General features: G+C 28.6%; 11 protein-coding genes. 8 read left to right on the top strand and 3 right to left on the bottom strand.

Annotation, left to right across the window (positions count from 1 at the left end; genetic code table 11):
* Window positions 1-36 precede the first annotated feature (36 nt).
* The 8 genes from L8X27_RS01685 (at window position 37) to mog (ending at window position 9,748) form a co-directional block, all read left to right on the top strand.
* On the top strand, window positions 37-834 hold the full coding sequence (locus L8X27_RS01685) for a cysteine ABC transporter substrate-binding protein (RefSeq protein ID WP_412175414.1): 798 nt from the start codon (window positions 37-39) through the stop codon (window positions 832-834).
* A gap of 2 nt (window positions 835-836) precedes the next feature.
* Window positions 837-2,051: an MFS transporter gene (locus tag L8X27_RS01680; protein ID WP_263662478.1), complete on the top strand. Its 1,215-nt coding sequence runs from the start codon at window positions 837-839 to the stop codon at window positions 2,049-2,051.
* Window positions 2,052-2,378: 327 nt separating this feature from the next.
* On the top strand, window positions 2,379-3,785 hold the full coding sequence (locus tag L8X27_RS01675) for a COG3400 family protein (RefSeq protein WP_133318949.1): 1,407 nt from the start codon (window positions 2,379-2,381) through the stop codon (window positions 3,783-3,785).
* A 7-nt stretch (window positions 3,786-3,792) separates the two neighbouring features.
* Complete coding sequence (aroB, locus tag L8X27_RS01670; RefSeq protein ID WP_263671314.1) at window positions 3,793-4,851, top strand: 3-dehydroquinate synthase; 1,059 nt, start codon at window positions 3,793-3,795, stop codon at window positions 4,849-4,851.
* Window positions 4,848-6,377, top strand: a complete 1,530-nt coding sequence (locus L8X27_RS01665; RefSeq protein WP_263671315.1) for a mechanosensitive ion channel family protein — start codon at window positions 4,848-4,850, stop codon at window positions 6,375-6,377. Before aroB ends, L8X27_RS01665 begins: the two co-directional genes overlap by 4 nt.
* Window positions 6,374-7,630, top strand: coding sequence for a tRNA (N(6)-L-threonylcarbamoyladenosine(37)-C(2))-methylthiotransferase MtaB (gene mtaB / locus L8X27_RS01660; protein ID WP_263660305.1), 1,257 nt, complete (start codon window positions 6,374-6,376; stop codon window positions 7,628-7,630). The genes L8X27_RS01665 and mtaB overlap by 4 nt, the downstream gene beginning before the upstream one ends.
* Window positions 7,620-9,218 carry an AAA family ATPase gene (locus L8X27_RS01655; RefSeq protein WP_220566232.1) on the top strand — a complete coding sequence of 533 codons (1,599 nt, stop codon included), beginning with the start codon at window positions 7,620-7,622 and terminating at the stop codon, window positions 9,216-9,218. Before mtaB ends, L8X27_RS01655 begins: the two co-directional genes overlap by 11 nt.
* A 2-nt stretch (window positions 9,219-9,220) precedes the next feature.
* Window positions 9,221-9,748, top strand: a complete 528-nt coding sequence (gene mog, locus L8X27_RS01650; protein WP_412175097.1) for a molybdopterin adenylyltransferase — start codon at window positions 9,221-9,223, stop codon at window positions 9,746-9,748.
* A 12-nt stretch (window positions 9,749-9,760) separates the two neighbouring features.
* Here the strand turns inward: mog and L8X27_RS01645 are convergent, their stop codons facing one another.
* From L8X27_RS01645 to htpG, 3 genes are read right to left on the bottom strand one after another with little or no spacing between them, the layout of a single operon-like run.
* Window positions 9,761-10,135, bottom strand: a complete 375-nt coding sequence (locus L8X27_RS01645; protein WP_263671317.1) for a rhodanese-like domain-containing protein — start codon at window positions 10,133-10,135, stop codon at window positions 9,761-9,763.
* 2 nt (window positions 10,136-10,137) lie between these two features.
* A complete protein-coding gene (locus L8X27_RS01640; RefSeq protein WP_263666565.1) occupies window positions 10,138-10,470 on the bottom strand; it encodes a rhodanese-like domain-containing protein in 333 nt (110 codons plus the stop codon).
* A complete protein-coding gene (htpG, locus tag L8X27_RS01635) occupies window positions 10,467-12,296 on the bottom strand; it encodes a molecular chaperone HtpG (RefSeq protein WP_263659674.1) in 1,830 nt (609 codons plus the stop codon). Before htpG ends, L8X27_RS01640 begins: the two co-directional genes overlap by 4 nt.
* Between the last annotated feature and the right edge of the window lie 5 nt (window positions 12,297-12,301).

Below are 12,301 nucleotides of genomic sequence, written 5' to 3'. Positions count from 1 at the left end.
TAAAACATGAAAAAAATTTTTCTTTTATCATTTTTGATGGCACTTTTTTTTAGTGCATGCTCAAATTCAAGCTCTAATGAAAATTCCATAGAGAAAATCAAACAGCAAGGTGTAATCCGTATAGGTGTATTTGGCGATAAACCTCCATTTGGCTACCTAGATACACAAGGGAAAAATCAAGGTTATGATGTATATTTTGCTAAACGCATAGCAAAAGAGCTTTTAGGAGATGAGTCAAAAGTGCAATTTGTACTTGTTGAAGCAGCAAATAGAGTAGAATTTTTAGAATCAAATAAAGTAGATTTAATCTTAGCAAATTTTACAAAAACCCCAGAAAGAGAAGCTGTGGTTGATTTTGCATTACCTTATATGAAAGTTGCTCTTGGGGTGGTGGCTCCTAAAGGGTCAGATATTGAAACTTTAGATGATTTAAAAAATAAAACTTTAATTTTAAATAAAGGCACAACAGCTGATGCGTATTTTACAAAAAATATGCCAGATATTAAAACGATTAAATTTGATCAAAATACAGAAACTTTTGCAGCTTTAATTGGTAAAAGAGGTGATGCGTTAAGTCATGATAATGCATTGCTTTTTGCTTGGGCTAAAGAAAATCCAAATTTTGAAGTAGTGATTAAAGAACTTGGAAATCATGATGTTATAGCTCCTGCTGTAAAAAAAGGTGACGAAGCTATGTTAAATTTTATCAATGATTTGATTTTAAAATTACAAAATGAACAATTTTTCCACAAAGCTTATGATGAAACTTTAAAGCCGTTTTTTAGTGATGATATAAAAGCTGATGATGTAGTAATTGAAGGTGGCAAAATTTAATAATGCAAAAAGCTTTTAAAAATACCATCTATGCTTCCTTAGGTGGTATTTTAGAATTTTATGATTTTGTTTTATTTATCTTCTTTGCAAGTGTTTTTGCAAAAATTTTCTTTCCTCAAAATGATGATTTTTGGCCATTAATCTATACTTATGTAGCCTTTGGGGCAGGGTATTTAGCCAGACCTTTTGGTGCTGTTGTTTTAGCGCATTTTGCAGATATAAAAGGGCGTAAGAATGTTTTTTATATTAGCATGCTTTTAATGGTTGTACCAAGTTTTGTTTTGGCCTTTTTACCTACTTATGAAAGTATAGGGCTTTTGGCTACTTTTATGCTTTTTGTTATTAGGATAGCCCAAGGATTAGCCATAGGAGCTGAAGTTAGTGGTGCTTGGATTTTTGTGAGTGAATTTGTGAGTAAAAAAAGACTTGGTTTGGCACTTGGTTTTATTTCAGCGACTTTGACTTTAGGTTTATTGCTTGGAAATTTAGCGACTTTGACTATATATGCGTATTTTGATAAAGAAGAAGTAGAAAGCTTTGCTTGGAGAATTCCTTTTTTTATAGGAGGATTTTTTGGTATATTGGCTTTATTTTTACGCACGAAATTGAATGAAACACCAGCTTTTAAAAATATAAAAGCAAAAGAAAAAATTTTAAATTTCCCACTTTTGCAGGCTTTAAAAACACATAAAAAAAGTATGTTAATATGCGCTTTACTTACTGTGGTTTTAACAAGTGGGGTGGCTACTTTAATGATACTGCCACAATATTTTGAAAGCTTATTAGGAGTTAGCAAAACTACTGCTTTGTTATATCAAAATTTGGCCATAGTGATGATCATACTAGGAAGTTTAGCGCAAGGATATTTAGCAGATTTTTTAGGACATTTTAAAATTTGTTTGATTTTCACTTTACTTTTTGGAATTTTTGGCATTAGTTTTAGCTTTTATAATGAGTGGTTTTTGTTATTTTATTTGCTTGCTTGTTTTGCACAAGGTATTATAGCTTTTGCTCCTATTTTCATGACTCAAATTTTTACCACAGAGTTAAGATCGAGTGGTCTTTCTTTTGCTTATAATATTTCTTATGCGATTTTGGGTTTTATAACCCCTTTTATTGTTAATTTTGTATATAAGGAGTATTTTTATATTTATATTATTTTTATAATTATTGCTAGTTTGCTAAGTTGTTTTTTAAATAAATTTTTTATTAAATAATTATATATATTAATATTTATTTTATGGATAATACTATTATATATACTACAAAATTTTGTGATAATTTTATCCAAAAAATATATTATACAGTTTTTTTAAGTAGATTTTAATTGACATGTGAGGAATATTTATTATATCTCTTTAACTTTAAAATCCTTTTATAAGCTAAATAAGTATCCATCATTAAGATTTTTACTGAATGAAAAATAATAATTTTTGTTAATTTAAAAGATATATTAAGTAGTGGAATATATTTTGAAAAAACAAAAACTTTAAAATATAAACTATAACTTTGCTATAATTATGCTTTATATTTTAGAGGTGTGAATGAATAAGATTTTATTACTGGCTGATGGACCTTTTGCGAAAGATTTTTTAAAGAAAATTTATAATAACAAAACCTTCAAAGAGTCTTTGAGTGTTGTGTATTATAATGATGATAGCGTAGACTTAGACTTAGAGAATGAACAAATTTCTTTTTTTAAATTTGATCCTACGAGTTTGATTAAGCTAGAAAATTTATTAAAAGAAAATTTTCATCAAGCTATTATTTATATGCAAGAAGAAGCAGATACATTAGCTTGCTATAAAAATTTAAGAAAATTATACCCAAGATTAAATATAGTTATTATGGATTTGTGGAATAGCCAAATTGATGATAATTTTTGTGAAGTAATTAATATTTATGATACTTTAAGTACAAGATTGACAGGTTGTTTGGATAATATGCCTTCAATGGCACAATTTATAGGGCTTGGACAAGGTGAGATTATGGAAGTTAAAATTCCTGCAGGATCAAGCTTTGCTTATAGGCACATAAGCTCTATTAGTCAAAAACGCTTTAAAATCGTAATGGTTTATAGAAATAATGAATTTATTCTGGCAAGACCTGGGCTTATTTTAATGCCAAATGATAGCATTTTAATCGTAGGTGATCCTAAAGTTTTGCAAAGTGTTTTTACTAATGTTAAAACAAGCTTAGGACGCTTTCCATCGCCTTTTGGAGATAATATACTTTGTATTATAGATATGAAAAAAATGAGTGAGTTTGCTATAGAAAAGCTTATTTTTGCAAGCTTGCTTTTGCATGTAAGAATCAATAGCAAAAAACTTTATTTTAAGGTGATTAATCCTACTTTAACTCCTATGTATTATAAACTTAAATCCTTGCATAAAAATAGCACTGAAGTGATATTTGACTTTGAAAGCACAAATATAAAAAACATTAAACCTTTTGTGGAAAATACTAGTATAGGTTTGCTAGTGGTGGAGGATTATCTTTTTGAAAAAGAAAAAAGTTTTCTTTTTACTTTAAAACTTCCTGTGTTAAAAGCAGGTAAAGGGGATTTTGCAGATTTAAAATCTTCTGTAGTTTTAAGTTCAAATTTTGAAGATGTAGAGGGTATTGCTTCTATTATGCTTGATTTTAACAAGCAAATTCAACTAGGCCTTGCCTTGTATTACTATGCTTTAAAATTAAATAAAGCCGAAATTTTTGAATATCATCAGTATTTTGAAAGCCTTTCAAAACTTCATGATGAAAAATTACTTTTGATAGAAGAAAAAGAACATAATCCTATCAATAAATTTTCTTACAAACAAAATATATTGCATTTTGTACCATTTAATGAAAAAATTTTAGGAAACAATTTCAATAAAATTTTAAAAACGGATTTAAATACGATATATTATAAGATGAATAAAAATTATCAATTGTTTATACCATCATTGTGAGAAAAGAATGCAAGTTAAGGTAAATTTAGATAAAAATACAAGTTATAATGTCTATATAAATGAGTTAGAAAAATTAAATTTTAATACTAAAGTAGTGATTTTAACTAATGAATTAGTTGCAAAACTACATTTGGATACACTTTTGAAAAAAATTCATGCTAAAGAACTTTTTGTTATAAAAATCAAAGATGGTGAAGAGTATAAAAATTTACAAACTATAGAATACATCTTAGATCAAATGTGTACTTATAGGCTAGATAGAAAAAGTTTACTCATAAGCTTTGGTGGTGGGGTGATCTCTGATATGGGTGGTTTTGTAGCAAGTATATATCAAAGAGGGATAGAATTTATCAATATCCCTACAACTTTACTAGCTTGCGTGGATGCAAGTGTGGGTGGTAAAACCGGAGTGAATAATAAATTTGGTAAAAACTTAATAGGCACTTTTTATCAGCCAAAAGCAGTGTATTGTGAGAGTGAGTTTTTAAAAACTTTACCTTTAAGAGAGCTAGCTGCAGGTATGGCTGAATTTATTAAAATGGCTGTGATTTTTGATGAAGCAATTTTATCTTTTTTAGAAAATTTAGATGAGGATAAATTTTTAAATACTAAACTTGATGATATTACCTTGGCTCAAATCATCCAAAAAAGTATAGAACTTAAAGCTAATGTGGTTTCACAAGATGAAAAAGAAAGTGGCTTAAGAATGCTTTTAAATTATGGTCATACTTTTGCTCATGTTATAGAAAATCAAACAGGATATAAAAAGTACTTACATGGTGAAGCTGTGGCTATAGGTATGAACATGGCAAATATTCTAGCTTTAAATTTGGGGTTATTAAGCGAGCAAGAATGCCAAAGAGTACAAAAATTGCTTGTGAAATTTAAATTACCCATATCTTATAAAATTTCAAATATAGAAGAGTTTTATAATGCCTTTTTCTTAGATAAAAAAACACATTTTCAAAAGATTAATTTTGTTTTAGCTTGTGGTTTAGGAAAAGCTTGTATAAAAAATGATATATCTAAAGAAGATATTTTACACACTTTAGAGGTGTTTGCATGAAAAAAATTATATTGATTTTGCTCTTACCCTTTACATTACTTTTAGCGCAAGATGATATAGAGCATTTAGAACAAAAATTAAATGAATTACATAATAATTTAGCATATAATACTTGGATAATTAAATATAATAATTTTAACATTTACAGAAAAACTCAAGATGAAATTTTGGCTTTAGAAAAAGAAAGTTTAAAAGCTAATGAACGCAATAAAAGCATTATAGAAAGACAAATTTTAATTTTAAAAGAAAGACTAGAGCTTTTAAGTGAGTATAAAAGTGCAAATTTTTCTAAGATGGTTTTAGCACCTGAAGAAGTTGATAAAATAGATAAGCTAACTAATCCTTTAGCTATTATTTCAGCATACTCACATATAAAAAAATTAAGACGCGATAAAGAAGAATACATTAATCTCTTGAATAGTTTTAAGCAAACTTTAGATGAGCTTATAAAAGAAAATGTTTTAGTAGCTGAAATAGCTAAATTATCTTCTAATAAAGAGCATGATGAATATTTAAAAATATCCAATCAGATGGTTAGAGATTTTTCACAAACTCTGCGTTTTGGAGAAATTTCTTATTCTGTGTATGAGAAAAAAATTCAAGAAGAGATTGAAAAAACGACAGCTTCAATTAAAATTCAGGGTGTAAGAGCTTTCAATATAGTTTTGGCTATTGTTATAGTTGTAGCCATAGCATTTTTACTCAAATTTATAGCTAGAAAATATATAGGCGATAATGATCGCTTTTATACAGCAAATAAAATCATTAATTTTATTAATATCAATGTAATTGTTTTAATCTTGCTTTTTGGATATATTGAAAATATCAGCTATTTAGTGACCGTTCTTGGTTTTGCTTCTGCTGGTTTGGCTATTGCTATGAAAGATATGTTTATGTCTATGCTTGGTTGGTGTGTGATAGTTTTTGGTGGAAGTTTTAGAGTGGGCGATAGGGTGAGAGTTTTTCAAAACAATACACATTATATCGGCGATATAATTGATATTTCATTTTTAAGAATAACTTTGTATGAAGATATATCTTTACTAACTTATACAGATAATCGAAGAAGTGGTAGGATAATTTTCATACCAAATAACTTTATTTTTACCAATCTTATATCAAATTATACTCATCATGGGATGAAAACAATTTGGGATGGACTTGATATTACTTTAACTTTTGATTCAAATCATCAAAAAGCCTTAGATATAGTAGAAGAAATCGTTATAAAAGCTTCTAAAGGCTATACAAAAATTGCAAAAGAATCCATGAATAAATTAAGAAATGAATACAGCATTAGAAATCCTAAAGTAGAACCTAGGTTTTTTACATTTTTAGAAGGTTATGGTATGAGAATTTCTGCTTGGTATATGACAAATTCTTATGCGGCCTTGGTTTTAAGAAGTAATATAAGTAAAGAAATTATCAATGAATTTAATAAACATGATGATATAAAAATAGCCTATCCATCACAAAATTTATATATGGCAAAACATGAATTTATAGAAAATAAGGAAGATATTTGAAAAAAAAGGTATATTTTAAAACTTTTGGTTGTAGAACTAATATTTATGATACGCAATTATTAAAAACTTATATTAAAGATCATATTGTCACACAAAATGAACAAGAAGCTGATGTGATAGTTATAAATTCTTGCACGGTTACAAATGGTGCTGATAGTGGGCTTAGAAGTTATATTAATAGTGTAAAAAAAAATGGAGTTAAGGTTATACTTACAGGCTGTGGTGCTGTAAGTAAGGGAAAGGATTTTTTTGATAAAAAAGAAATTTTTGGAGTTTTAGGAGCTTCTAATAAAGATAAAATTAACGAGTTAATCTCACAGGATAAAGCCTTTTATGAGCTTGGAAATTTACGCTTTATCGATACAAAAATCGTAAGTAATTATGAAAATCACACTAAAGCTTTTGTAAAAATTCAAGAAGGATGTGACTTTGCTTGTAGTTATTGCATAATCCCAAGTGTTAGAGGTAAATCAAGAAGCATGCCAAGCGAGGAAATAATAAAACAAATCAAACTTTTGGCTCAAAATGGTTATAGTGAAGTAGTTTTAACGGGTACTAATATAGGAAGTTATGGTTTAAAAGATAAAACTACACTTGGAAAATTACTGCAAGAAATAGGCAAGATTAATGGTATAAAAAGAGTAAGACTTGGGAGTTTAGAACCTGCTCAAATTGATGAGAGTTTTAAAGAAATTTTAGATGAACCTTGGCTTGAAAAGCATTTGCATATTGCTCTGCAACACACTCATGAAAAAATGCTACGCATTATGCGTAGAAGATCACACACGCAAAATGATTTAGCATTGTTTAATGAGTTAAATCAAAAAGGTTTTGCTTTAGGAACAGACTTTATCGTGGCGCATCCTGGGGAAAGTGAGTTGATATGGCAAGAAGCTTTAGAAAATTTCAAACAATTTAAACTCACACATATCCATGCTTTTATTTTCTCACCACGCGATGGAACGCATTCTGCTTCTATGAGTGAGCGAATTAATGGTGATATAGCCAAAGAAAGATTAAATATTTTAAAAGATATAGTCGCACAAAATAATTATGAGTTTAGAAAAAACCAAAAAAATATTTTAGAAATTTTAGTCGAGAGTAAAAAAGATGGTTTTTATGAAGGCTATGATCAATTTTTTAATAAAATCAAAATTACAAGCAAAGAAGATATTGCTAAACAATGGATAAGTATTGAAAAATATGAATGCAAAGAAGATTGTAACTATATAAGGTTAGAGGATGAAAAATAAAAAGATTATCTTAGCTTCATTTTTATTGCTTTGTGTTTTTATATTGATTGCATTTTTAAAAAATCAACCAGATTATATTAGCAAGGCTGCTTATGAAGAGCTTTTAGAACAAAATTTAATCCAAAAGGCTATAGTAGAAAATAATGAAATATTATTAAAAAGCAAAGAAGGAAATTTTTTAATCGCTAAAGATGTAGTGGATTTAAATGCTTTGTGGCAAAAAATTCCTTTAGAATATGCTAAAGATTATGATTTGAGTGAGTTTTTTTTGATATTTATTTTACTTGCTTTTCTCATAAGCTTTTTACTCTTTCTTAATAAAAAAAACAAAGATAGGCAAAATTTACTTTCTTTGGAAAAAAATATTTTAGAAAAAAATGAACAAAATAACACCATACAAGATGTAGTAAGTGAAGTTAAATTTAAAGATGTAGCAGGGGTTGATGAGGCTAAGGTGGAGCTTTTGGAAATCGTTGATTTTTTAAAAAATCCTCAAAAATATAAAGATTTTGGCGTGAAAATGCCAAAAGGCGTTTTGCTAGTAGGCCCTCCTGGAGTAGGTAAAACCTTGATAGCAAAAGCAGTAGCAGGTGAAGCTGGGGTGCCATTTTTTTATCAAAGCGGGGCTAGTTTTGTAGAAATTTATGTAGGTATGGGCGCAAAAAGAGTAAGAGAGCTTTTTTTAAAAGCTAAATCAAAAGCTCCAAGTATCATTTTTATAGATGAAATTGATGCAGTTGGTAAAAGTAGGGGGGATTTTTCTAATGTAGAAAGAGATAATACCCTAAATCAGCTTTTAACTCAAATGGATGGATTTGAAGATAATAGCGGGGTTATAGTGATGGCCGCTACAAATAAAATCGATCTTATGGATAATGCACTGTTAAGATCAGGGCGTTTTGATAGAAGAATTTTTATATCATTGCCTGATTTTAAAGATAGAATGCATATTTTGCAAAATTATATGAAAGAAAAAAAATCTAGTGTAGATTTAGAAAAAATTGCAAAAGCTAGTGTGGGTTTTAGTGGAGCAGCTTTAGAGACTTTAGTTAATGAAGCGGCTATTAATGCCATAAGAAGAAAATCAGATTTAATAGAAGAAAATGATTTTTTTGCAGTGCTTAATAAAGTTTTAATGGGTAAAAAAAAGATTTTTTCTCTAAGCGACAAGGAAAGAAAAATTCAAGCCACATATCAAGCAGCTAAAGCCTTGTGTGCTTTTTATTTTGATGTTAAATTTGAAAAAATTACCCTAATTGAAGATAGGTTTAAAGAATATGAAAATACTATCAAATCAAAATCAGAATTATTAAATAAAATAAAAGTTTTTTTAGCAGGTTCAGTTGCTATGGAGCTTATTTTTAATGAAAGTTACACTAATGCACAAAGTGATCTTTTAAAGGTTAAAGAATTGCTCGTTTTTATGGAAACTTTCGCTATGGCAAATGAGGGTTTATTACAAGAGCAAAAGCAAGAAGTGAAAGAATTTTTAGAATTAATGAAAGAAAAAGTAGTGAGATTAGCTAGTATTCTTTTAGAAAATGAAAAAATAGAAAAACAAGATATAGAAAAAATTATAATGGAGTGAAAATGGTAAAAATAGGAATTTTAGTACTTTCAGATAGAGCAAGTAGCGGAGTTTATGAGGATAAATCCGGAGTAGAGATAGAAAAAATTTTAGATTCTTATATAAAAAATGAAAAAAGCTTTTATTATGAGCTAATTCCTGATGAGTATGATTTAATCATAGAAAAATTAGCTTATTTGGCAGATGAAGTAAAATGTGATTTGATTTTTACCACAGGAGGTACAGGGCCTGCTTTGCGTGATGTGACACCAGAGGCAACACAAGCAGTGTGTGATAAAATGCTTCCAGGTTTTGGGGAGTTAATGCGTACAAAAAGCTTAGAATATGTACCAACGGCTATACTTTCAAGACAAAGTGCAGGTATAAAAGGAAAATCATTAATTATTAACTTACCGGGTAATCCAAAAGCTATAAGAGAATGTATTGAGCCTATATTTCCTGCTATTCCTTATTGTGTAGATTTGATAGGTGGAGCTTATATTGAAAATAATGAAGAAGTAATTTCTGTGTTTAGACCAAAGAAAAAATAAGTCTAGTTAGACTTATTTTGAGGTTTCATAACCTTGTGATAAAAGTGCATTCATACCACCTTTTAAATTAGTAACTTCTATGTCATTTTGATCTAGTAAAGCAGAAGCTTTAGCACTTCTTGCTCCACTTCTGCAAACTATAGCGATAGGTTTTTTACTTGAAATCTTTTTAATTTCCTCGACGAAATTTTTATTTATACTGCCATCTTCATTGTAAAAGCTAATTTTAATGGCATTTTTTATAGTACCAGTTTGTACCCATTCACTAGGTTTTCTAACATCAATTACTTGATAATTTTCTAAAATTCCTGCGTTAATATCGATATTTTTAACTTCTGCTAAAACAAAACTAGTACAAAGCATTAAAGATAAAAATATTTTTTTCATAATCAACCTTCTTTTGTTGCTTCATAACCTTGTGATAAAAGCGCTACCATGCCACCATCTAAATTAGTACATTCTATACCTAGAGCATCTTCTATCATCACAGCAGTATGTTTGCTTCTTGAGCCTGTAGCACATACAAAGGCTATGTTTTTATTTTGATAATCTACTTTTTCTTTAAACTCTTGGATGAAATTTTCATTCATAAAGCCATTATCATCGCAAAGTGCGATGAGTACAGCTTCTTTTATAACCCCGCTTTTCCATTCGCTTGGGGTTCTTACATCTATAATGCAAAATTCATGCAAAATATCTTTAGAAATAGCTATATTTTTCATTTTTCTAAAGCCTTAGAAACGATTTTGCTTAAGGCATTGTTAAATTCACTAGGGTTATCTATACCCATACCTTCGCTAAGTTTAGCCATATTTAAAAGAATATGTGCCATTTCATTAGCTAAAGTATCATTTTCTTTTAAGGCTTTTAAAATTTCATGATTAGGATTGATTTCAAGTATAGGTTTAACTTGCTGTTCTTGCCCCATTTGTTTAAGAATTTGTTGCATAGCAAAATCAGGTTTATTTTGATCATAAACAATACAACTTGGACTATTTGAAAGTCTTTGGCTAAGTTTTACCTCTTCAACATCATCTTTTAAAACTTCTTTTATTTTGATGAGCAAGCTTGCAAATTCAGCCTTTTGTTCTTCGCTAGTTTCTTCGCTAGCTAGATGATTGATAGCGCTAAATTTTAAGCCTTCAAATTCATTCATCATAGGCATAACTATGGTGTCAATTTCCTCATCAAGTAATAAAACATTGATATTTTTTTGTTTATAGCTTTCAAGAAGTGGAGAATTTCTTAAAAGCTTTTCATTTTTTCCACTAATATAAAAAATTTCATTTTGACCTTCAGCTAGGTTTTGTTTATATTCTTCAAGATCAATTAATTCTTCTTTATTTGAGTTTTTAAAATATAAAAGCTTAGCTATAGCGTCTTTATTTTCGCCAAAACCATATAAACCCTCTTTTAAAACTTTTCCAAAATTTTCATGGAATTTAAGATAGTTTTCTTTATCTTTTTCTTTAAATTTTTTAAGTTCAGCTAGGATTTTTTTAACACTTGCTTCTTGAACGCTTTTTAAGATTTTATTTTCTTGTAAGATTTCACGACTAACATTAAGCGGCAAATCTTCTACATCAATAATCCCACGCACAAATCTTAGATAAGTTGGTAATAATTCTTTATCATCATCACTTATAAAAACTCTTTTAACATAAAGTTTTAAACCACTTTTATAATCTACTCTATAAAGATCAAATGGAGCTTGCGCAGGTATAAAGAATAAAGAATTGTATTCTATAGAACCTTCAGCTTTTGTGTGGATATAAAGCATAGGTTTGTTTGAATCATGGAAGTTTTGTTCATAAAATCTTTCATAATCTTCAGCTTTTAAACTTGCTTTATTTTGTCTCCATAAGGCACTTGCTGTATTAATTTGAGTGTTTTTTAATTCTTTTTTAGGTTCTTTTTCGCCTTCTTCTAGTGGTAAATATTCTTCTTTTTCCATGAAAATAGGAAATTGTATATGATTTGAATATTTTTCTACTATGCTTTCAATGCGGTATGAGTTTAAAAACTCTTCATCTTTTAAATGCAAGGTTATGCAAGTGCCTTGTTCATCTTTATTTGCATCTTCTATTTCATAGCCACTTGCATCAGAAGTCCAAAGATAAGCTTTATCATCTAATGCTTTTTTGCTTAAAACTTCTATTTTAGAAGCTACCATAAAAGCAGAGTAAAAGCCTACACCAAATTGTCCTATAAGTTGAGAGTCTTTTTTGGCATCACCACTTAAGTTTTCTAAAAAGCTTTTTGTACCACTTTTAGCAATGGTTCCAAGATGATTGATTAAATCATCTTTATTCATACCTATACCATTATCACTTATAGTTAAGGTTTTTGCTTCTTGATTGAAATTAATTTGAATTTTTGGCTCAAATTTTAAATTTTTATAAGCATCATCACTCACGCTTAAATAACTAAGTTTATCAAGTGCATCACTTGCATTAGAAATAAGCTCTCTTAAAAAAATTTCTTTGTTAGAATACAAAGAATGAATCATAAGTTGTAAAAGTTGATTAACTTCAGTTTGAAATTGCATTTATA

Source organism: Campylobacter sp. CNRCH_2015_1657, assembly GCF_025772685.1.
Lineage (GTDB): Bacteria > Campylobacterota > Campylobacteria > Campylobacterales > Campylobacteraceae > Campylobacter_D > Campylobacter_D lari_D.
Note: the sequence above shows the minus strand (reverse complement) of the source record. Positions and strands in the feature narration are given on the sequence as shown.

What these genes read in the sequence shown, in the direction of transcription:
- L8X27_RS01645 (WP_263671317.1), bottom strand. Translation starts at nt 10,135, where the DNA reads ATGAAAAAAATATTTTTATCTTTAATGCTTTGTACTAGTTTTGTTTTA.
- L8X27_RS01665 (WP_263671315.1), top strand. Translation starts at nt 4,848, where the DNA reads ATGAAAAAAATTATATTGATTTTGCTCTTACCCTTTACATTACTTTTA.
- L8X27_RS01655 (WP_220566232.1), top strand. Translation starts at nt 7,620, where the DNA reads ATGAAAAATAAAAAGATTATCTTAGCTTCATTTTTATTGCTTTGTGTT.
- htpG (WP_263659674.1), bottom strand. Translation starts at nt 12,296, where the DNA reads ATGCAATTTCAAACTGAAGTTAATCAACTTTTACAACTTATGATTCAT.
- L8X27_RS01640 (WP_263666565.1), bottom strand. Translation starts at nt 10,470, where the DNA reads ATGAAAAATATAGCTATTTCTAAAGATATTTTGCATGAATTTTGCATT.
- L8X27_RS01680 (WP_263662478.1), top strand. Translation starts at nt 837, where the DNA reads ATGCAAAAAGCTTTTAAAAATACCATCTATGCTTCCTTAGGTGGTATT.
- L8X27_RS01675 (WP_133318949.1), top strand. Translation starts at nt 2,379, where the DNA reads ATGAATAAGATTTTATTACTGGCTGATGGACCTTTTGCGAAAGATTTT.
- mog (WP_412175097.1), top strand. Translation starts at nt 9,221, where the DNA reads ATGGTAAAAATAGGAATTTTAGTACTTTCAGATAGAGCAAGTAGCGGA.
- L8X27_RS01685 (WP_412175414.1), top strand. Translation starts at nt 37, where the DNA reads ATGGCACTTTTTTTTAGTGCATGCTCAAATTCAAGCTCTAATGAAAAT.
- aroB (WP_263671314.1), top strand. Translation starts at nt 3,793, where the DNA reads ATGCAAGTTAAGGTAAATTTAGATAAAAATACAAGTTATAATGTCTAT.